This window comes from Flavobacterium sp. ZB4P23, from assembly GCF_003970375.1.
GTDB lineage: Bacteria > Bacteroidota > Bacteroidia > Flavobacteriales > Flavobacteriaceae > Flavobacterium.
Map to the genome: position 1 here is coordinate 479,190 of NZ_RYDK01000001.1, position 23,554 is coordinate 502,743.

At 34.9% G+C, this 23,554-nt stretch carries 15 protein-coding genes and 1 pseudogene; 13 read left to right on the top strand and 3 right to left on the bottom strand.

What is annotated here, in order from left to right; translation table 11 throughout:
* The first annotated feature begins 12 nt into the window (after positions 1-12).
* The 10 genes and pseudogenes from EKL99_RS01980 (at position 13) to EKL99_RS02020 (ending at position 11,111) form a co-directional block, all read left to right on the top strand.
* A complete protein-coding gene (locus EKL99_RS01980) occupies positions 13-1,338 on the top strand; it encodes a sugar MFS transporter (protein WP_126515710.1) in 1,326 nt (441 codons plus the stop codon).
* 72 nt (positions 1,339-1,410) lie between these two features.
* Positions 1,411-1,932, top strand: coding sequence for a Gfo/Idh/MocA family protein (locus tag EKL99_RS01985; RefSeq protein ID WP_231507355.1), 522 nt, complete (start codon positions 1,411-1,413; stop codon positions 1,930-1,932).
* A 54-nt stretch (positions 1,933-1,986) separates the two neighbouring features.
* Positions 1,987-3,915 (top strand): glucosamine-6-phosphate deaminase, encoded by a 1,929-nt coding sequence (gene nagB / locus EKL99_RS01990; protein WP_126576294.1) that lies wholly within the window; start codon positions 1,987-1,989, stop codon positions 3,913-3,915.
* A 12-nt stretch (positions 3,916-3,927) separates the two neighbouring features.
* A pseudogene (locus tag EKL99_RS14585) lies at positions 3,928-4,111 on the top strand (phosphoglucosamine mutase); the annotation flags it as partial.
* A 105-nt stretch (positions 4,112-4,216) separates the two neighbouring features.
* The gene (locus EKL99_RS01995) at positions 4,217-4,537 is read left to right on the top strand and encodes a hypothetical protein (RefSeq protein ID WP_126455265.1); all 321 of its coding nucleotides are present in this window, start codon (positions 4,217-4,219) and stop codon (positions 4,535-4,537) included.
* A gap of 145 nt (positions 4,538-4,682) precedes the next feature.
* Positions 4,683-5,639, top strand: a complete 957-nt coding sequence (locus EKL99_RS02000; RefSeq protein ID WP_126576295.1) for an aldo/keto reductase — start codon at positions 4,683-4,685, stop codon at positions 5,637-5,639.
* 683 nt (positions 5,640-6,322) lie between these two features.
* A complete protein-coding gene (locus EKL99_RS02005) occupies positions 6,323-7,066 on the top strand; it encodes a rhamnogalacturonan acetylesterase (protein WP_126576296.1) in 744 nt (247 codons plus the stop codon).
* Positions 7,067-8,230: 1,164 nt separating this feature from the next.
* Entirely contained in the window at positions 8,231-9,127 is an 897-nt protein-coding gene (locus EKL99_RS02010; protein WP_126569097.1) for a helix-turn-helix domain-containing protein, read from the top strand.
* Positions 9,128-9,234: 107 nt separating this feature from the next.
* Positions 9,235-10,749 (top strand): MauE/DoxX family redox-associated membrane protein, encoded by a 1,515-nt coding sequence (locus tag EKL99_RS02015; RefSeq protein WP_126576297.1) that lies wholly within the window; start codon positions 9,235-9,237, stop codon positions 10,747-10,749.
* 83 nt (positions 10,750-10,832) lie between these two features.
* Positions 10,833-11,111 (top strand): DUF6520 family protein, encoded by a 279-nt coding sequence (locus EKL99_RS02020; RefSeq protein WP_126576298.1) that lies wholly within the window; start codon positions 10,833-10,835, stop codon positions 11,109-11,111.
* 54 nt (positions 11,112-11,165) lie between these two features.
* Here EKL99_RS02020 and EKL99_RS02025 read toward each other — a convergent pair whose 3' ends face one another.
* From EKL99_RS02025 to EKL99_RS02035, 3 genes are all read right to left on the bottom strand, one after another.
* The gene (locus EKL99_RS02025; RefSeq protein ID WP_148106055.1) at positions 11,166-13,457 is read right to left on the bottom strand and encodes an LpqB family beta-propeller domain-containing protein; all 2,292 of its coding nucleotides are present in this window, start codon (positions 13,455-13,457) and stop codon (positions 11,166-11,168) included.
* 323 nt (positions 13,458-13,780) lie between these two features.
* On the bottom strand, positions 13,781-15,211 hold the full coding sequence (locus tag EKL99_RS02030) for a RagB/SusD family nutrient uptake outer membrane protein (RefSeq protein ID WP_231507356.1): 1,431 nt from the start codon (positions 15,209-15,211) through the stop codon (positions 13,781-13,783).
* 10 nt (positions 15,212-15,221) lie between these two features.
* On the bottom strand, positions 15,222-18,269 hold the full coding sequence (locus tag EKL99_RS02035; protein ID WP_126576300.1) for a SusC/RagA family TonB-linked outer membrane protein: 3,048 nt from the start codon (positions 18,267-18,269) through the stop codon (positions 15,222-15,224).
* 1,828 nt (positions 18,270-20,097) lie between these two features.
* Here EKL99_RS02035 and EKL99_RS02045 point away from each other — a divergent pair.
* From EKL99_RS02045 to EKL99_RS02055, 3 genes are all read left to right on the top strand, one after another.
* The gene (locus EKL99_RS02045; RefSeq protein WP_126576302.1) at positions 20,098-21,783 is read left to right on the top strand and encodes a hypothetical protein; all 1,686 of its coding nucleotides are present in this window, start codon (positions 20,098-20,100) and stop codon (positions 21,781-21,783) included.
* A 368-nt stretch (positions 21,784-22,151) separates the two neighbouring features.
* Complete coding sequence (locus EKL99_RS02050; protein WP_126576303.1) at positions 22,152-22,379, top strand: helix-turn-helix domain-containing protein; 228 nt, start codon at positions 22,152-22,154, stop codon at positions 22,377-22,379.
* A 522-nt stretch (positions 22,380-22,901) separates the two neighbouring features.
* Positions 22,902-23,318, top strand: coding sequence for a hypothetical protein (locus tag EKL99_RS02055; protein ID WP_126576304.1), 417 nt, complete (start codon positions 22,902-22,904; stop codon positions 23,316-23,318).
* Positions 23,319-23,554: the final 236 nt, after the last annotated feature.

Here is a 23,554-nt window from a genome sequence, read left to right on the forward strand (position 1 = left end):
AAATTCACAGATATGAGTAATAGTATTAAATCAAAAAACAATTTAGTCCCAATACTAATTATAGCAGGCTTATTTTTCATATTTGGTTTTGTGACCTGGATTAATGGTGCACTAATTCCATTTATGAAAACTATCAATGAATTAACCGATGCTCAATCCTATTTGGTAGCATCGGCATCCTATATTTCATTTGTAGTAATGGCTTTACCAGCTTCATATATTTTGAATAAGATAGGTTACAGAAAAGGAATGTCTTTAGGATTAATAATAATGGCGATTGGCGCTTTAGTATTTATTCCAGCGGCTGAGGCAAGAACTTACTGGGTGTTTTTAACAGGTATTTTTATTCAAGGTGTCGGGATGACTTTATTACAAACAGCTGCGAACCCGTATATTACAATTTTGGGACCTATCGATAGTGGTGCCAAACGTATTGCCATTATGGGAATAGCCAATAAGACAGCCGGTGCAATAGGATCTTTGATTTTTGGCACATTATTATTATCAGGAATAGATGAAGTCAAACAAAAATTAGGAAGCGCGTCGATTGAAGAAAAAGCAGTGTTATTAGATACTATGGCAGACAGTGTTTTTATGCCTTACTTAATAATGGCTACAGTATTATTAATTTTAGGATTATTAATTAGAAAAGCACCTCTGCCTCACGTTGAAGCAGCTGAAGTGAATGAGATAAAAGAAGGATCTGAAACAAAAAAAAGTATCTTTCAATTTCCTCATTTATGGTTGGGTGTTTTAACATTATTTGTCTATATAGGGGCAGAAGTTATAGCTGGAGATACTATAATAGCCTATGGTATTTCGTTAGGTTTCCCAGCTGCAGACGCCAAGTTCTTTACAACTTTAACCTTATTAGCAATGGTGTGTACCTATGCTCTAGGAGTTTTTTTAATACCCAAATATTTAAAACAAGGGACTGCACTTATAATTAGTGCTGCATTAGGCCTCATTTTCAGTGTTTGTATATTATTAACCACCGGCTTTACGTCTATTTTATTTGTGGCATCATTAGGCATTGCCAATGCACTGGTTTGGCCAGCAATATGGCCTTTAACTTTAGATGGATTAGGAAAATTCACTAAGACAGCGTCAGCCTTATTAATTATGGCGATTTCAGGTGGAGCAATTATTCCACCATTATATGGTAGAATGGTTGATGCCAATAAACAAGAGCTTATTGCTAAAGGAATAAATGAATCAGATGCTTTGGCAACAGCAGCAACAAGTAGTTATTGGATTTTAATTCCCTGTTATTCCATTATTCTATTTTTTGCTATCTGGGGGCATAATTATAAAAGCTGGTCAAGAAATAATAAATAAAAAAACATTTTGATGAGGCAATATATTTTGAATAAATATTGAGAATATTAGGATAACAGTTTGTCAATATGTTTGAGAAAAAAGTATAAATGGGGGATTATTGGATGCGGAAATGTAACAGAACTCAGAAGCGGTCCTGCCTATCAAAAAGTAGAATGTTTTGAGTTACATGCAGTCATGCAGCGCAATATTTCAAAAGCCGAAGATTATGCAATTAAGGACAGTGTTCTTAAGTTTTATGGAGATGTGGATGATTTAATAAATGATCCTGAAGTCGACTCTTTATGTATAGCAACTCCGCCAGATTCTCATTGCTATTATGCTCTAAAAGTTGTTGCATCAGGCAAAATTTGTTGTATTTCGAAAACAATGAAATCAACGTATGAAGAATATTTACTTGTAAATAATGTCTTTGAAGAAATGAAAACACCATTATTTGTTACTTATTATAGACGATCACTCCCTAGAATTAAGTTGGAACAAGGTTCATTTAAAGAAAGCTTGATAATAAAACAACCTGAAAACATTAAATTTTTTCATGTTCAAAATATAAAAAATCATTTAGTCAAGAATTCTATACATCCTGAGTGTTAGATAATATTTTGGGAAATATCAATAAAATTAAAAATAAATTATAAAAATTAAGCCATGTTAAATAGTAATATTGATAAAGCCACAGGTTTCGAAAAGCGGTTTGAGAATATAGGAACCGTAGTTTATGAAAATTCAGTAGCTGCCTCTAAAGCTGTAGCTAAAGAAATATCAGATTTGATAAAAGTTAAACAAGCCCAAAAACAGCCTTGTATATTGGGGTTGGCCACAGGTTCTTCCCCGAAAGGATTGTATTCAGAACTAGTGCGCTTACACAAAGAAGAAGGATTAAGTTTTAAAAATGTAGTGTCATTCAATTTAGATGAATATTATCCTATGGAGCGAGATTCCATAAATAGCTATGTGCGATTTATGAAAGAATTGTTATTTAATCAAGTTGATATTTTACCGGAAAACATCCATGTTCCGGATGGAACATTGTCAAAAGAAGAAATAGCGAATTATTGTGCCACATATGAAGCCAAAATTGAAGCTCTTGGAGGAATAGATTTACAAATTTTAGGAATTGGAGGAAACGGTCATATAGGGTTTAATGAATCAGGATCTTTACAAAATTCTAAAACACGATTAGTAGCTTTAGATCATATTACAAGAGTAGCTGCAAGTAGTGACTTTTCTGGCTTAGATCATACTCCTAGAACAGCTATTACATTGGGAGTTAAAAAGATTATGGAAGCAAATAGATTGATTCTTATGGCTTGGGGAGAAGGAAAAGCGAATATTATAAAAGCATCGGTAGAAGGTACAGTTACAAATTTAGTACCGGCTTCATTTTTGCAAGAACATACAAACGCCACCTTTGTTTTAGATAGGAAAGCCTCCTCAAAATTAACCCGAATTAATACGCCTTGGTTAGTCGAAAAAATAGTATGGACAGATAAACTTATAAGGAAAGCGACATTGGGTTTAGCCCTTCATTTGAAAAAACCTATTTTAATGCTTACAGATGCTGATTATATTGAAAATGGCATGAGTGATTTATTAGCCGATTCAGGACCAGCTTACGACATTAATATAAAAATGTTCAACAAGCTTCAAAATACTATAACAGGATGGCCAGGAGGTAAACCCAATGCCGATGACAGCAAACGACCAGAACGTGCAGAGCCTGCCAAAAAGCGTGTGCTTATTTTTAGTCCACATCCAGATGATGATATTATTAGTATGGGTGGCACATTCAAGAGATTGCATGAACAAGGACATGAAGTACATATTGGTTATCAAACCTCCGGTAATATAGCAGTAGCTGATGATGAAGCGCTACGATTTGCAAGCTTTGTTTGTGATTATAATGATAAGTTCGGTATCAAAAGCCCTGAGGCAGAAAATATTTATAAAAAAGCAATAACATTCCTAAAGAACAAAAAAGCGAGTGAGGTTGATATCGCCGAAGTAAGATACATCAAAGGTTTAATTCGAAAAGGTGAGGCACGATCAACCAGTTTTTATGTTGGTATTCCAGAAGAGCAGATTCATTTCATGGAACTTCCGTTTTATGAAACAGGAACTATTGAGAAAAACCCAATAGGAGAATCAGATATTCAAATCACGATGGATCTCATCGAGAAAATTAAACCACATCAAATTTATGCAGCAGGTGATTTGGCAGACCCACACGGAACCCATAAAGTATGTTTAGATGCTATTTTTGAAGCTATAAAACGTTTAAAACCTAAAAAGTACATGAATGATTGTTGGGTTTGGTTATACAGAGGGGCTTGGCAAGAATGGGGAATTGACGAGATCGAAATGGCTGTACCGATGGGGCCAGACCAAGTGTTGGAAAAACGAAAAGGGATATTTAAGCATCAATCCCAAAAAGATGGTGTCGTGTTTCAAGGAGCAGACAGCAGAGAGTTTTGGCAAAGAGCCGAGGATAGAAATAAAGAAACTGCCAATTTGTATGATGAATTAGGATTGTCACATTATGCAGCAATGGAAGCATTTGTTAGATGGGAATTTTAAGTAAATGATAAAATGGCATCAATAAAATCGATTTCAGGAATTACAGGAACTATTGGAGGCATAGTTAATGATAATTTGACTCCAATAAATGCTATAAAATTTGCAGCAGCTTATGGTATCTAGTTAAAGCAGCAAAATATTAAAAAAAATTTCACTAATTATTGGAAGAGATGCCAGAATTTGTGAAGATACGATTAGTACAGAACCTATTATTCGAATTTATACCGAAAGTATTTCCGAAGATGAGGCAGACGAACTGGCAATAAAATTTATCAACGAAATTAAAAAATGTATTTAAAAAATGAATATTTCTTTTGAGGCACCATTTCATACTTTTACCAGATATGCAAAGGTAGAAAAAACTGAATTTTATGATCAATTTATCAATTGGTTAAAAGGGGAATTCGATCTGTATTTAATGGAAGAAACGGATGGCTTGAGAGTATATTATCCAAATGGAATGTTTACCGTTAAGCTTGTTTCGAAAAGAGAAAATGATTTTTCTATAGAAATAAAAATTAAAAGCAAAAATTTAAAAGCGGCTAATCAAATCAGTAAAAAAATTGAAACTATTCATAGTCATCTAAAAACAGTACTAAATAAAACAATTTATGATAAATAATAAAATGAATCAAGCCTTTTTAGGTTTCGTTCTAGCATGGTGAATTTTGTAACTTTTCAAAATAAATAAGTGAATTTATTATTCAAATTTGATTCAAAGAAACAATAAATTTGTCTCTTAATTATAAACTATTTTAGATAAAAATATGGATTACAACAGATGCGGAAAAAGTGGTTTATTATTACCGCAAATATCTTTAGGATTATGGCATAATTTTGGGTCGGTAGATAGTTTCGAAAATGCAGAAGGCATTGCTAAGGCTGCTTTTGATAAAGGAATTACACATTTTGATTTAGCCAATAATTACGGTCCGGATCCGGGCTCTGCTGAGATTACTTTTGGTAAAATTTTAAAGAAGAATTTTCATGGAAATCTTCGTGACGAAATTGTAGTTTCGACCAAAGCCGGTTATACTATGTGGAAGGGTCCTTATGGCGATTGGGGTTCCCGTAAGTATTTATTGTCCAGTTTGAATCAGAGTTTGAAGCGGATGAATTTGGAGTATGTAGATGTTTTCTATTCTCATCGTTATGATCCTGAAACACCATTGGAAGAAACCATGATGGCTTTGGATTATGCTGTTCGAAGCGGAAAAGCTATGTATGCTGGGATATCTAATTATAATCCGGAACAGACCAGAGACGCTGTCGATATTCTAAAGCAATTGGGAACACCTTGTCTGATTCATCAAGTCAAATATTCAATGTTTGAGCGAAATCCGGAAATCGGATTATTAAACATTCTGGAAGAAAAAGGAGTTGGTTGTATTGCTTTTTCACCTTTAGCCCAAGGACTTTTAACTGATAAATATATAAAAGGGATTCCGAAAAACTCTCGTGCCTCTAATCCTAATGGTCATTTAAAAACTGAAGAAGTTTCGGAGGAAAAAATTTTGAGAATTATTCAATTGACTTTAATTGCGCAAGAAAGAAACCAATCTTTAGCACAAATGGCTTTGGCTTGGTTGTTAAAAGATAATCGTATTACCTCAGTATTAATTGGAGCTAGTTCAATTGCACAACTCAATTACAATATTGACAGTCTGCAGAATCTTACTTTCTCCAAAGATGAATTAGATGAGATTGATACGATTTTACAATAGTAAAAAAAGAGCAAATATTAAACAGACCATCAAAAAACATCAGCTATTTTGACTTAAAGTCGATTTTTGATCTGTTTATGACTGAGTGATATCGCTAGAATTTTTCGAGACAATACCGTGGACAAGCCCTGAAATTTGGTAGAGATGACTAATGACGTAGCACTTCAGCAACTCCTTTTGGAAATATCGTAATAAGAAATTACCAGTTCAAAAGACTGCATGCGATTGTAATAGGAAGTGAAATGATGGCCGGAGTTCGAAATATGTATGTTGATTACTGTAAAGCGAGTGGATATTTAAAAAGAGATAATTTAAATTAAAACAAATAGAGATCGAGCGCGCTATTTTAAATATATATTTTTGTCCAATATTTCTTTTAGGACATGGAAGACTGCATTTACATCACTGCCAATAACATGGAGTAGGAAGCGGATTATTTCCGTCTAAATTCGGATATTCCTTTAATATCAGTTGCACTGAAGCCACCAACACGGGAATTGTAATAGAAGGATACCCCGATAAAAAGTAGAAAACGTTAATTTGAACCGTTTTATAATACAATGAGCTAAAAACGGATTGAGCCTTACTACTACTAAAAATGTAACTTTTAATGAAGTTGTAATTGGTGAGAGAGGTACAATTCTTACTGCTGCAAAGTAATATATTAAAAAAAAATAATTTTTATGAAACCTATTATTACTTTGACGTTGTTAATTTCCTTAAACAGACTGTCTCAAAAAACTACAATTTATACTATTGGTGATTCTACGATGGCTGATAAAATAAAACCGGAAGAAAACCCAGAAACCGGTTGGGGACAGGTATTGCGTCTGTTTTTTAATTCGAATGTAATTATAAAGAATCGAGCGGTAAATGGCGGAAGTACACGCAGTTTTATTGATGAGAAAAAATGGGAAGCAGTTTTTAAGGTTTTAAAACCGGGAGATTATGTTTTTATACAATTTGGGCATAATGATGAAAAATTAACCGATTTTACTCGGTATACAAATCCACATACAACGTATCGACATAACATCATTCGGTTTGTAAATGAAAGCAGAAAAAAAGGGGCAATTCCAATTTTGTTTTCATCAATTGCCAGAAGAAATTTTAATGAAAATGGAGTATTAGTCGGAACGCATGGTGATTATCCGTTTGAAACTCGTTTGGTAGCCCTAGAGTACAATGTGCCTTTTGTGGATTTAGAATATTATTCAGAATTACTTGAAACCTCTTATGGTCCCGAAAAATCGAAAGCGCTACATTTGCATTTTAAACCCGGTGAGAATTCCTATTATCCAGAGGGAAAGTCTGATGACACACATTTAAGTAGAAAAGGAGCTTTGGCTATAGCCCGTTTGGTTGTTGATCAAATTAAGCTAATGAATAATCCTTTCTTTAAAAAATTAAAAAAACAATTACTGTAAAATGAACAGTTAAATAAGGAAGATCTTCGTTTCTAATACTATTAAGTAAGTCGAAAGTTTAAAAGTCGTAAAGTCAAAAGAATTAACTTTAAGTAAAACAGCTTTAAATCAGATTTTTACATGATTTTATCCTGATTTTAAAATACGACATTATACCATGGTTATTACTTATGTCCCATAAAAACCTTTTTGTAAGGTTAAATATTTAACAATGATATCTCAGGTGTAAGCGATCTTCTCCGCTGTCTTCAACATAGAAAAAAACTTATTAGCTGTCAGCTATTTTTCGCAGGTTTTTGGCTTCTGGAGCTGGAGGGGATTTTGACAATCGCTACAGTCAACGAGGCGTGCAATAGGCGGTGAAGCAAGTCGCCAAAGCAGCAGGTGTTAAAAAATTTCTTAAATTTAAAAAAACATCCACTTCTATTATTTCACATGAGACTAATGAATTTAAGAATAATTTTGATTTTTCATCTTCTACTTTAAACTTGAACCCGTTATTTTCAGTCTTAATTCTAAGTAATTAAAGAGGGAGCATTTTAGTTTCTTTGATTAATTCTTCAGAATTTTCTAAATTAAAATACTGATACAAACTTATTTCTAGATATTCAGAATCTTCCTCAGCTTGTAAAAAATCAATTAGTAAATCAAAACGTTTTATTGTTGAAAGAATCAATTTTGCTAACTCAATATCGCTTTCGCAAATGCTCTTAAATCAGAAGTTGAAAAGGATGATGTTATTACTATTTTTACAATTTTATCAATATCAAAAAAACAAAAAATATACACAAATAAAGACACCTCATCAGCATCTTTCTTATCCCTCCCCCCTCTTAATTATAACCTGTTCTTAAACTCAAAAACCTTCTATATCTCGTAAAGACCTAATAAACAAACTACAATAATTCCTATTATTCCATACCTCAACTATAGAACGCATCGAGAATTACTCTTTGATTATGAAATTAAAAATCATTTCGTCAATCACTTCTCACTATTCCCTGTCATCCTGAGCTTGTCGAAGGACACCACTCACTTTTCTCTAAAAAACACCTATTCAATTCCCGAATTGCACACTATACTTCTTGATTTAGAGAATTGTATTATATAATTTTGTCTCCACTTCCCCACTCCATTCCGACAAATCTTCACTAATACAACACAATGGATACGCAACAAAACCAACAACGGATTAAGGTGATTTACCAAATGCTTTTTGAAATGGCAACCGGCAACCTCTCATTCAGAATTATCAAAACAGACCAAAACGACGAAGTTGATAAACTCTCTGAAATGCTTAACACTCTTGCTGGACAGATGCATGATATTATACTCCGATCAGGTTCTGTTAACCCGCATTACAGTTATCAAAACTTAGTACAAACTACATTTATTTTAGACGATAACTTTATTATCCGCAATTTTAATACACACGCTCTACAAGCACTATACTACGAATCCGAAGAATTATTTCAAGTTGACTTTGGAAAGCTTATTGCGCCACAGTCCTTCAGTATTTGGAATAAAAAAAAGATAGAAGCCTCACTTGATGATAATTACCACAGCACCGTTCCGCTAATTTTTATAACGGGTAATAATAAATTACTTCCAACTTTTTGCACCATATCACGGCTACACTACAGTGACAAAATAATCGTAAACTCAATTACTACCATCTTGCAAGAACTGTCGTCAGACGCAACGTTTGTAATAAAAACAAATCCAAAAAAACAATCCGAAGCTGTGGTAATGCAAAGTATTTATGATTACATCTTAAATCACTTGGAAGAGCCCCTTCCTACCCTAAAAAAATTGGCTGCTATGTTTGCGTCTGAAGAGCACAAGCTAAAGATAGGTTTCCGTAAGTATTTCAATACTAGCGTCTACAATTTTTATCATTTGGAACGCCTTAAGAAATCCCATCTACTCATTCAGAAGACTGAAATCCCTTTGAAGGAAATTGCCTTTATATGTGGTTTTAGCGCCTACTTAAACTTTTATAAGGCTTTCAAAAAGCATTATGGCTATGCTCCTAGCGACCTCAACCGTCCATCTGAGTAAAGAGAACCCTGTTTTTATGGAAGTTTCCTTTTAGTATAACGAAAAGCCTGATTTGCATAAGTCAACCAAAATAACAGTTGCAACTTTACAATATCAAAATTACTAAAATGAGCAAGATCCAAAACTTTAAAAGCAATTTCGTTCTCATTATTAGCTTCTTTACAGCGCTTCTTTTCATGTACGCTGCAAGCAGCAAACTAATCGATTTTGAGAACTTCCGAATCCAACTTGGACAGTCGCCACTACTAAGTGCATTTGCAGCTTGGATTGCAATTCTGGTACCTGTGATTGAAATCCTAATTGCAATTGTACTGTTCACTCCTAAATTTAGATTTTTTGGACTGCTGTCTGCTTTTGCATTAATGATGATGTTTACAACCTATATCTACATAATTTTAAATTTCAGTGCCTACATTCCATGCTCTTGCGGTGGCATCATTGAAAAAATGACATGGAACCAACATCTGGTTTTTAATTTAATATTCGTCGCACTATTGGCTGTAGCGGTTATTTACGAACCTACAAACTGCAAAAACAGAGGGATCAGCCCGACAATAAACACTAAAAGAAAAATTTGGGTATTGATAATAACTGCTGCTGCAGGAAGCACTATAATAGTGATACTATTCCTGCTGTCAGAAAACATCATCCAATATCACAATAATTTCACCCGTCGCTTTCCGCAACATGCCGCACAGGAAAGATATAAAATAGATCTTTTATACAACTCCTACTATTTTGCCGGAACAGGAAACGGAAAAATATATTTAGGCAATCGTACTGCCCCACTTCTAATTACAATATTCGACTTAAAAACCAAAACTACAACCTCTCACAAAATCATTTTAAACCAAACTGACATGCCTTTTCGAGTTCCGAAAATCCGTGTTTTCAATCAAAGCTTCTTTGTGTTTGAGGGAGCAGTTCCTTATGTATTTAAAGGAAGTATTTCTAATTGGATCGCGACACTAAAGATTAATTCCGGTGTTCGTTTCTCACAGGCAGAACCCACAGATTCTATAAATCTAACGGTTCGATATAAATCGCCTCAATCAGGAGAAAACCTACTTGGCATTCTTAACACATCAGATAGTTTGGCAGTTAGATATGCCCCAGATATTCTGCAGAAACAAATCGATGGTGTTTTTGATACTGATGGCAGCCTCCATTTTAATACCAATCTGGATAAAATAGTATATGTTTATCGATATCGGAATCAATATAGTGTTGCAGACAGAAATCTGGTATTGCAATATCGTGGCAATACCATAGATACCATTTCAAGAGCTCAATTAGAAATTGCCGAAGTCGGAAAAAGCAAGGTCACTAAATTAGCAAAACGGGCACTTGTTGTAAATAAAAGTAGTACCGTCAGTGGCAATTACCTGTATGTCAACTCGCTTCTACCCGGACAATATGATGCTCAAAGTGTTTGGAAAAACGCAAGTATAATAGATATATACGACCTGATAAAGAAAAGCTACCAATCTAGTTTTTACGTGTATCATATCAAAAACAAAAAAATGAGAAGTTTCATTGTTGTCGACAATCATTTATTTGCATTAATTAATAATCATTTGGTATGCTATGAATTTCTAGATCACCTCATTCCTAAAAATTAAACAACAATATATACTGGCCGGTGTTCAGGGGTAAGATTGAAAACCTGTAAAAGAGTAAATCATAACCATTAAATATTTTTATTATGAGAACAATTTTTTTAAAAAAAATGATGATGCCTTTGGCAGTAATCGTTCTGGGTGTTGGTGGTGCATTTACTACAACATCAATGAGCAGCACAGAAGCCCTTTCACAAGTAACTGGGTACAAATTTATTTCCGCGCAAACAAAATGTCAGACAAGCACATTATGTGACACTGATGACACGGGAACGATCTGTACGAATGGAGGTGCTCAACTATGGGGTAAAGTAAACCCGTCGGACGCAGATTGTCCGGTGGAACTGTACCGCATTGAAGAATAGTTAAAATGAAATGCAGTTCCTCTTGGAACTGCATTTCTAATTTAAAGTAAATTGTTAAGGGTTCAGCCAATCAGGCTTTCTTCCATTTCCTTTTAGATAATAATCAAACCACTCAACTAATTTATTGGAAAGATCTTCTTGATTCTTCTTATCCTGCAATACATGTCCCTCTCCGGGATATAACAGCATTACCTGCAACTTATTCAGTTTTCGTAATGCAAAGTAAAACGCCATAGTCTGGTCTTTATTTACTTGTGCGTCTATTTCGCCTGCCCATGAAAGCAAAGGGGTCTTTACCTGCTCTGCAAATGTTATAGGGGAGTTATTCCTATACCCTTCCCAATCTTCAAATAGCGATTTTTTCATTCGGAATTGGTCATTTTCAAACCGCCAAGCATCATGCCTTTTATAACTTACTCCATAAGAAAGATAACTGCTTACAAAATCAGATATGCCCGCTCCCGCTATTGCTGTTTTAAACATATTGGTCTGCGTAATAATAAAGTTAGTTTCGTAGCCTCCAAAAGAATGTCCTGTCAGCCCAATATTTTCTTTATCAATAAATCCGGATGCAATTGCAGCTTTTGTTGCGGATATCACGCAATCTAGTGCTGAAAAGCCGGGATTCCCCATTTCATAGACAATATCAGGATAGAGTACAAAATAACCATTACTGGTCAGGTTTGTTTTATTAAATCCACTTCCGTTATGAAGCCCGGGATTGGTATAAGCATGCAGCAGTTGGCTTTGTTTTTGGTAGACCTGCACCACCATCGGATACTTTTTAGCAACATCAAAATCAAAAGGATAAAACAAGATGCCTTTAAGTGCTTTGCCCTTCTCATTTTGATACGATATCAGCTCAGATTTACCCCAATTATACTGATAGTGCTGCTTATTGCTCTTAAATATACTACTTGTCTTCCCGCTTCCCTCCATTCCTATTATTTCTAAGGGGCTGTTGTAATCTTCCTGTATAAAAGTGTAATAATCGTAATACTTTGCTTTTATAAGATGCTTCAACCGCTTTGAAACAGTGGTCATAGTATGAATTTTGAAATTATTCAGTTTATAATAGCCCGAAGTACTGAAATCAGAAGCAATTCCCTCCACTAGCATGCTGTTGCTATTAACAATAGGAATCTGTGGCATCATCCACGATTTTATCGCAATGGTGGCACTGTAAATACCAGACAGTCTGTACACAATTTCAGTAGTGCGTCCTTTGGTAAGTTTTTTTGCGGCTGAGCCATCGCTATTTATTTCCCAAACATCATACTTGTCATAAAGTAGCAATGTCTTATCCCCCATGGTAACACCTCCAATGCCGTACGGTGGTGGTGCGCCCGGTTCATCATAGTCCTCTTCAGAGAATTGCGTTCTTATATTTTTGGTAAGATTCAGATGTGTCCCTTCCCTAATATCATACACCCACCAGTGACCATGCCTAAAATAAACAATAAAAGTATTGCCGGGTGACATATAGAAATAATCAGATTCTCCTGGTTGCTGATTCAAAAAGGGATGTTCCTGTCCTGTTTCAAAATCAGTAAACGTATAATCGCTGTCTGGATAGTATTTTATCGAAGGCTGTGATTTAGAAAATGATTTTGCAAGCATAAACTTTTGTGCCCCGCCTACCATTGCAATCGCTTTATCGGCATTACCGGTTACTATCATTCGATGATCAGCAGGCCACCATATTCCCAAATGCTGTGGAGACTTCCTGCTCACTTTAGTATAAGGATATAATGTTTCATCATCACCATTCCATACCTGCACTTCTGATACTGCTACTTTTTCACTGCTAACTAACTTCTCTTTCAGGATAAACAAAACACGTTCCCCGTCATCCGATACATGAATCCCGGAGAGGTCAGTAGATGCAATTTCAAAATTTTCAGTCCAGCTTCCCTCTGCTCTGGTAACACTTTGCAATGCTTCCTTTTCACTGTAATGATACATTATGGCATCGCCCAGATTTAATGCACCCGTGGGATTACTGATAAAGGCAAACGAATCTTTAGTCCCGCTCCACGTCAAACTAGTAAAGGAATGGGTAGTGCTTTCGACCACTAACTTTTTTTCCGTTCCCGTATCCAAATTAATAACATAGACCGCATTTTTAGTGTCGGAACTCGTAGTGAATGCCACCGATTTTCGATCATGGCTTATGGCATAACTGGTAACATCCCTGTAAGCCTGAAGTACTTTAAGATTAAAATCAGTTAAAGTCAAAGTTCCATTAGTTTCTGCTAAATCACTAATTAAAAGAATATTACCACTAACATACTCAAATGCTGTGGTATTGCTTTTTGTAAGTATAACACCATTGCTAAGGTTCAAAAGATGAAAAGTTTTGCTATTATCCAAACAACCAAATGCATTATTTCCTATAAAGCTATCGCTATACCCTTTCGGAAAAGTGTACCTCTTGGAACTTTTAGTATGCTTCACAAAAAGAGTATCGGGCAAACCGTCATAGTCTAGTTTATAACTCAGCCAATTTCCATTGTCTGAAAGTTGATGTTGTCGCAGTGTATGCCACTAAGGATAATCTGCGACAGTCAGTGGGTGGTTTTTTGAGACCTGTCCGAAACTCGATACGGTTACAAAAAACCAAAATAAACAAAAGCAAATTAAAAAATTATGTTGGAGTATAGTCTTCATTAGTAACCAGGATTTTGAGGCGCAAGAGTACCGTTAAGATCAATTTCCGTCTCGGGAATGGGAAACAAAACATCGGTGGAATCCCAACCGCTTTTACTGGCAGACAACACGGGATTGATTTGGTTAAATCGCTTAAGATCAAAAAAGCGATGCCCAAATTCGGTAAACAGTTCCACTCTTCGCTCCTGTAAAATGGCCGTTAAAAGTTCTTCCTGTGTTAACGCTGTTGTATTTCCAAGACCTGCAGTAGTACGGATAACATTTAAATCCCCTTTTGCTCCTATAAGTTCTCCGGCTCGTGCCCTTGCTTCTGCACGAATAAGATACAATTCACCAACCCTAAAAATGATGCTGTTTTCAACAGTTCCTGTATTTGTTTTCTTTTTATACTTGAACGGATGATACCATCTTGATCCCCCATTGGTTATGATCTTCACCCATTTGACAGCTCGTTGGTCTCCAGCCTCGAAAGCCAAAACCAAATCTTTGTTCATGGCAGACAATGCTGGAGGTGTGCTGGTAAAGATAAACGTGGCGGCTTCATTAGTGTTGCCAGTCGGTGATTTTGGGCTTAACTGCCAAATCGTGCTAGTGCTTTCCTTTAGGAAAATTTTATTAAGATCGGTTTCAAAAGGATAGAGTACCGTATTGTTAAGTACCGCCGAGGCAGCATTTGAAGATTCTTCCCACGCACCTGCGTAAAGACAAACTCTTGCAAGCAAGGCATACGCTGCAAATTTATTGGGACGAGTGCGTCCTGCGCCATTATAGGTGTTCGGTAATAAAGCTATTGCGGCATTCAGATCAGCCTTTGCCAAATCATAAACGGCGTTCACGGAGGTTCTTGACACCTTTCTGTTCTGCTCGTAGTCTGTGGTGGTTATATAGGGAATCCCCCCATAAATGTTCGTGAGATAAAAATGTAGCAGCGCGCGAACAAACAAAGCTTCTCCTTTTAATGCGTCTTTGTCAGACTGCGGCAGTTTGACCGCTCCTGCAACGCCTGCAATAACTGAATTAGCAGCATAAATTTGGTTATAACTCAAATTCCAGATGTTCCTGATTTCAATACTAGAGGCAACTAGTGTATTAGTATAAAATGCAGTATTCCCGTTTTGTGCAGTACCATAAAACACTAGTTCATCGGCATAAAGTCCTAAGGTATGCGATAATCCCATCTGTGTTCCGGTAAGCAGACCAAAATCCCTAATTTTCGAATAGATATCAGTCATGGCAGCATTGGCGGTTGCCTTTTCCTCAAAAACACCACTGGCAATAAGTTGATTCTTGGGCACATCGACCGCAACAAACTCATCGCAAGCCTGAAAAGTTATCGCTAGGATTATCATGTAAATAGCCGAATAAAAACGACCGCGCAAGGTGCTTTTAGGGCACCAAATATATATCGTACTTCTGGTATTGTATTTCATAGTCATAGTATTAAAATGTAAATTGTAGTCCGGCAGTAAGAATTCGAAGTGGTGGTAAATAACCAACTGACTTAAATTCAGGGTCAGCTCCTTGGTATTTTGTAAAAGTCAGTACATTCTGTCCTTCCATAAAAATCCTGCATCGCATATTCTTTAGGGTCTTTTCCGGCAGGTCATACGCAATCGAAATATTCTTAAGTCTGATATAAGAGGCATCCGAAATCACAGCATCACTAGCTAGATATCGATCATAAGCTACTACAGCAGCGGCATTGCTTCCATCAGTATAAATTTGGTGCGAGGCAATGTCGCCCGGTTGTTGCCAGTGGTCTAATGCGCTGACGGGCTGGTTAAACATGCTCCCCGGCAAGGTATACGCCGCGTCACCATTATAGTTCAACTGTTTTACAAATTGGAAAAGAAAATCAAGTTGCCAGTGCTTATACTTTACAGTATTTTGTAATCCGCCATAAAATTCAGGATTAAAGTCCCGAACTTCGGTTTTATCGTCTTTTGTAGTATAAAGACCGTCACCGTTCTTGTCCTCAAAAGTGTAGATGCCAGTTTGCGGATCAACTCCCGTAAAATGATACACTTTCTTGATGTTAAGTGGTTCACCAATTACGTAGGTGTTTCGGAATGTAGAAGTATCCAAATCTGGATACTCCAATAAAGTATTTTTTTCAAACGTCAGATTCAAATTTGTAGACCAAGTAAGTACGCTATTCTCGAGGTTAACCGTACGCAAGGTAAACTCTGTCCCTTTATTTTCTACTTCTGCATCAAGGTTCGACTGCAATACGGTAAATCCGGTGGTTCCCGGCAATGGCATTCCGGTAAGTTGATTCGAAGAACGGTTGTTGTACCATCCTGCCGTTAAAAAGAACCTATCTTTAAAAAAACCGACTTCAAGTGCAACCTCAAACTTTTTATTGGTCTCCCACCCAAAGGCGGGGTTATAAAGGCGTGTGGGCTGCAGGCCTATCGTTCCTCCATAGTTAACTCCGGTAGAACCATAAGTGTCAAGAAACTGGTAATCCCCTATTTGGTCATTTCCAGTTACACCATAACTAGCCCTGATTTTTCCGAAGCTTAGTATAGGAAACAACCCCATAAAATGTTCTTTTGAAAAGAGCCATGCCGCACCAACAGCACCAAAGTTGGCATATTGCTTTCCAGCGCCAAAACGACTTGATCCATCTCGCCTACCCGTAAGATTCACAATATACCTTTCCTTCCAGTTTAGGTTGAGCCTGCCGAATAGTGCTTGATATTTATATTGCGTTTCATCATTAGCAAAAATGGTTATAGTGGTTGCTGATGCAATGTTATACAGGAGACTATTGCTTGAAAACCCTTGTCCGAATTGCACCAGCTGTGCACTAGTTTGGGACTGGAATGTGCTTCCTACCAGTACATCCACCCCAATGTTTTTGAACTGCCTTTTCCAGTTGATCTGTGGTTCTGCAATCCATGTTTTTCTTGTGTTACGACCCACTATCAAAGTCGAAAATTCCGGTCCCGTTTCCGATGCAGGATCAAACATAGTTGAAGGCAGACCGTTCACCTCGTCGTTGTAAATGGTCGAATATCCAAAATTAGATCTGATTTCAAAAGCTTCGCTAATCCTGTAAGACAATAGTGAACTTGCCAAAAGGTCATGGGTCTTGGCGTTGTAACCTCCAACAAAATTAGCAAGCGGATTATTAAAGGTGCTGTTTTCCCAATTCAGTTCGCCGTTTTCGCCATAAAGTGCCGGAGCATTGGGAGCAAGTTGTAAGGCAGTTGTGTTCAGGTCTATCCGAGATTGGTGGTTATCCTGCAAAGTATAACCTGCGGTAAAACTAGTATGGAATTTTTTATCTTCTGATTCATGGTTAATATTCAAATGCACATTGGCTTTCTTGTAGACAAAGTCTCCAGGATAGATGGTAGTTTGTTTATTAAAATTGCCACTCATCAAAAATTGTGTTTGGGCACTACCACCGGAAACGGAAGATTGCAGTTCACTAATCAGTGATGTTCCGCCAAGCAATGCTTTCTGCCAGTTGGTATAACGTGTTTGGTTCCATGTCCCATTGATATCGTAGGCCGCTGCTGGATATTGGGTAATCCCGTCATTAACGAATGCTTCCTTACGCATGGCAATGTATTGTTCGGTATTGACAAGGTCTATAAAACGGGTAACGGATCCGGCACCTGTAGATAGGTTGGTAGTAAATTTCGTTTTACCCTGCTTGCCTTTTTTGGTGGTGATCAGCACAACGCCGTTTGCACCTCTTGAACCGTAAATCGCAGTAGCATCCGCATCTTTTAATACTTCAATACTGTCTATTTGGTCTGGATTGATACTATTCAACGGACTAAGCCTGCTCGGGAAACCGGTAGCATTTTGTCCACTACCAATAGCATCAGTGGAATACGGTATGCCGTCTATAATGTACAGTGGGTTATTCCCAGCTGCACGAACACTGTTCAATCCCCTGATCTGTACCGAAAACCCTCCTCCTGGAGTTCCTGTTGTCTGGGTAATATTCACCCCTGCCATCCTCCCCTGCATCGCTGCGAGTACATTCGTTACAGGCTGATTTTCAATGTCCTTTGATGTTATTTTAGCGATACTCCCCGTTCGTTCGCTTTCTTTAACACTGTAATAACCCGCATTAATTTTCACTTCCTGCAGTTGGGTCGCATCTTCTTGTAATTGTATGTTGATTGTTTTTCGTCCGTTTATAGACTCTGTAATGGTTAAAAAACCCATAAAACTAAAGACTACTATATCGTCTGCTGATGCAGTTAGCGTATAGTTACCGTTAAAGTCCGAAATAGTTCCAGCTGTAGCTTTTCCTTTTACGGAAATGGTCACACCGGCTAAAGGGTTTGTACCATCAGTGATAGTACCACTGACTTGCACTTGCTGTTGAGGTATAATTTTTTTTGTTACCGTCGCAAAAGCGGAAGGGTTGATTGTTGCGGCATGGGCAGGAAAATCGCATAAGCAAATCCCTAAAATCAAAGGAATCGCCGGCCATCCCTTGTAAAATGAAAATATATTCATAATTTTGGTTTAGTTAAATGAAACGTTAGTTTTGTTAGCATTGGTCCTCTATGCAGTTGTCCAGACGGTTGGAGGGCCTTTTTTGTCATTGCGAGGCGTTGCGAGGCACGAAGCAAAGCAATCTCATTTCGAGGTTCGACGCACCCGAGAGAAGCAAAGCAATCTCAATATTATTATTCTATCATAGGCATAATTTTTAATTAGATTTATATTCTAGGTTCTTGTCTCTATATTCTACGTTCTAAATTCTTTAACCCAATTCAAAATTTAAAATAATTAATAACCTCTATTCACCTGACGATGTGAATTTTAACATCAGTTCAGTTCACGCTATTATAACCATAAAACCACATGAACATCGTTGCTATAAAAAGTATAATTATTCCTATTTGTATTTGTTTGTAGTATTTCATAGTAAAAATTTAGATGTTGTAAATCCAGTTGTATTGCTAGGGTAATTTGGTGTAAGAATTATATAAAGGAAGATTGATATTTTGCATTATTGTCATCACTCTTCATCACAATTCAAAATTTAAAACAATAATAACTTCTTTGCTCCTTTATCTGAATCAAAAAAAGAACCTGCACTGAAACACTAACTCAAAATAAAGAAACAGCACAGGCATTAAATAAATAGTATTTTTTTTTATTTCATAGTTATGGTTTTTTTAGCGCTTAAAACTGCTGCGAGACTATGAAAAAGGATGAAGCGGTGCTGAGAAAATTAAGCTTAAGTAGTGCCTATTGAAAATAAAAAAGGCATGGAACTCAGCATAAACGTCTCTGGTACTTGGCATACCTACCACGAATAAGTGAGCCCACGCCTATAGACGTGAGCATCTTACTTATCATCTCGTGGTTTTAAACTGCCAAGTTTCGAGCCGAGATTCAAAGCGAATGCTTCAAATATTTTATATGAAGAGTCGCAAAAATACATTACATATTCGTAATGATAAAACAAATATAACAAAATACTTTGAAACGCGTACTAAAGTACGCGCTATTTTTTATTGATTGACTTTTCTTTGTTATTAATGACAGAGACTAGCAACATTATTTGTAACTATATTTTCAGTAACTGGATTCAACCTTATAAATCTCAGAGGTCATTTGCATTGGATCATAATATTGAAGAAAGCATCGTTAGAAAAATTAAAAACACTTCGCTTAATATCGAAGGATCAAATTATAATATTCCTGTTAATACTCTTAAAAAAATTTGCGAATCAAGAAATATCAAGTTGTCGGAATTTTTTAAATTATTAGAATTATAGAAAATAATAAGATTATATAAAAACGATGCTCAGAGAGGCATCTTTTTTGTTTACCGTGCTTTCATACGTCACTTGACCAAACTATTGCTTTTTATCCCAAATCTAATTTAGAATTTCACTCTATGATTGTAAATAAGAAACTAAAAATAAATTTGTTGATTACACTCCGCATTCTATGACTTTGCTTTTTTAAATATTTCTTAAAAGACCTAAAGTCAATAAAAATATCGTAACTCAATGAACTCTTTAAGAATTATATGTGTTTCAAGAATTATAAAAACTACGAAGTGACTAACCCATTATTTTGTAGTTTTTTTTCTATATTTGAATTGTAGGTAAATAAAGAATGATGAGTTTAAATACATTTCAAGATGAGCAAAAATATTGTAAATAAAAAAGCCCGGTATGAAAACCGAGCTTATTTCTTCAGGGAGAATTGGACTGATAACTCCTAACGGATATTGTTTTCAGACGCTATCTCCCGTCTTCTATTATTATTTCAAAAAGAAAAATCAAATTTTATAGTACAAACATAAATAAGTTATTTTAAATAAATGAACATTTTAACAAAATATTTTTTTAGCAGATGCTTCGAATTACTTAATAAAAAGTCATTTGACACATATAGAGTCAGTCTTCATAACCCTTATACAATTTTTGAAGAATTATTGATAAGTCTCAGCAACTACGACAAAAAAAGAATAAAAAACTACGACCCAACAATAACTTCTATTGGAAAAGAGATAAAAATATTTTTAGATATTGATATTTTAACTGAAGTGTTTGAGTTTAATACTTATACAAAACAACAAGTAAAAGATAATATCGAAAACAAATGTATAAAAGGAAAAGAAGGAGAAAACAACAGAACAATTTCTTTAATGTGCAAAACATTGCTAGAAGAAAATAAAAGTTTTACCCAAAAATTATTTATCCGAATTACTGAATTGCTTTTAGAAAACGTAGAAAATAATTATCACAAAGTAGACAGATTTGCTTGTTGGTTAATCTCACAATTATTGTATAAAGGATATTCACGAAAATTCATTAGTAATAGTGTAAGGAAAGCAAATGATCTAATTAACAGCGGAGAAACAACCGAAAAAACAATTGAAAAATTATCTCAAATTTTTGAGAAAGAACCAGAAAAATATGGTGTCATCTTCAAAATAAAATCTGAAAACATTTTGAACTTTAAATTTGCATCACAAGAATTAATTAAAATAGAAGAGCTTCCTCAAGAATTTAAAGGAGCAAAATTAATTAATTCTAAATTTAAAATTTTAGATGAAGATGAAGTTTACCTCAAGATTGAAGTTAACACTCATGACTTTTGGTCAGCATTAAAACTAGCGCATAAAATCATATGTGAAACAATTGAAATAAATATTTTACACCAGACAGATAACAAAATTACACTTGAAAATCAAGCACTTGTATTTCATGATAGTACAAAGAGATGTCGAATGGAAAAATTAGAAGATTCATTAGACGGCTATTATGATTATAATGAAGATGAGTTCTCAAGATTTATTTTTAATTATAAAAATATTGAATCTACCACAGCAAGGGAAAAATTAAGATCAGCTATTCGTTTTTATAAACTCGGAAATGATTCTATAGAAATGGAACATAAAATTTTAAACTACTGGATTGGTTTCGAACAATTATTTTCTGCAATAAATAGTAATGAAGACTCTATAAAAAGAATTAAAAATTTTTATGTTGCATTAAGTTGCTGTTATTATTTGCAAAGAAGAGTAAATTATCTTTTAGTTTTAGCTGATAGTAAAAAATATACTAAAGAAGATACTAAAATTGAATTACAAGATCTTAAAATTGGTTTAATGGAAAAAATTAAATTTGAACATCAAGATCCATTATTAGAAAAACGACTAAGTCGATATATTAATGACTTTAATTCAAATCATAAGATTAAGGAAAACATTGAGCTTCATCAAAAAAGATTAGATCTACACTTAACAAGAATATATAAAATAAGAAACGAATTAGTTCATGAAGGCAAAACAAGTGTTGATCTAAATCAATTAGCGAGTCATCTGAGACATTATCTTTTATTTTCGATAGAGCAAATTACAAACGAATTAAATGAGAATATTATCCTAAATCAATTAGATGATGTATTTATTTATTTCGAAAATTTAAATAATAGAATAATTAATGCTAAAAATATTGAAGAAATTTTCGAAATCAAAGAATTCAAAGGCTATATGGAATAACTTTTCACTTTTATAAATAACCATCCTCTCCTGGCTTGAGCATTAAGTAAAACCGGCTCTAGTGCGATGCGTCCCGCTCGTGTTTATGAAGTATCAGTCGATGAAAAACTTACAACCTTACAAAATATAAGAATATTTTTTTACAAAGTCCGAAGCATTGATTTTTCATCACTAAAATTTAAGTGTTCAATTCGCGAATCACATACTATACTTTTTGTTGCTGCCATTATAAAACTATAGGTTTGAGGTCTTAATCAAATTTATAATCACAATGCAGTGGTACGAAATTTTAATAGCAATACCAGTTATAATTGCCGGTGCTTACATCCGGGGTAAAATCTACGAAAGAACTAGTTTAAAAACGATAGTTGGAGAAACATAAGGAAGAGAAGTTAAAAAAATTCGGTTTGCATATCAAGAAACTTCGCACTGACTTAAATTTGAGTCAAGATAATATTGCCTTAAATAGTGATAAACTTATTAAAGCCACAATAAGTGATATTGAAAATGGCAAAAGAAATTTATCTTTTACAACACTTTTAGATTTAGCAAAAGGACTTGGAAAACACCCAAGAGAATTATTAGATTTTGATTAAGATAACTAACATTTTAAAGAGTTAAAAAAGGATGCTATTATGCATTTTTTTTTAACTCTTTAAATTCTCCCAAATTGCATATTGAATTTTCCAAATTGCATAGCATTCTAAAATACAAAATCATTTATTGCATTCTTTTAATTTAAGAATACAGCAAATGAAGTGGTATGAAATTATAGGAGTGATTGTGATATGGATTTTAGGTCTTTATGTTACAGGGAAGTTTTATGAGCATTTGAGGGATAAGCATTATAGTGATAGTTGGAAGGATAGACGAAAGAAATAATGAAAGATGCTGTAAGGTGTCTTTTTTTTGTTTATACATTATTGTATCTGAAATAAACTTTGTATTATGTTTTTAATTTAGATCAAATATCACTAAATGTGGGTATTGTAACAATAGTTAAAAATGACTTTATTTACGAACTAGAATATATAGCGTGAAATACGGTAAAACTTTAAAAAAAGCGTTACTTGTTGATGTTATATACAAGTTAGCAGAAACCATCAACCAAATTCACTATGACCTTTTTTAATCAATATTCACTGACCGTTACTGGAATTATGTTCGAAATTTTCGGAACATTTACACTCACACTTGAGGCTTATGGATCCAAATGGTTGGAAAAACCAATAAAAAAATTTGTACAATTTTCCAATTGGACTGGTAGCAGTTTTATTGCAAGTGTGGTGATCTCATTAATCACAATTAGTCCATTCATTGCAGCAGGACTTTTGGGTAATAAAACTTCCCAAACATTATTGTTACCTGCGTTTATTTTAGGCCTAATAATTCCAACTGTTTTCGACGATGCGGAAAAACTTGAAAAATGGGCTTCAATAACTTTTAACAACAAAAAAATTGGCCCAAAAGGGTTTCTTTTACTTTTAATAGGCAACATACTTCAGCTAATTAGTACGATTATTCAAATCAAATAATGGCTTCTGCTAACAGCAAGAATTTCGTTCCGTCCATAGAACGAAAAATGAAATTCCTGTTGAATGAATCGTTCACTGGCAGGTACTATGGAGTTTTCGTAAAGTTTTGAGAGAGAATGTTAAGAGGATTTAGTGTCCTCTTTTTTTTGGAGTGGTTCTAAGCTTGGTTTTTGAATGTTTTCCTTCACTTTTGGGCATAAGTTCCCTTACCTATAAAATTAGCTTACTATTATATT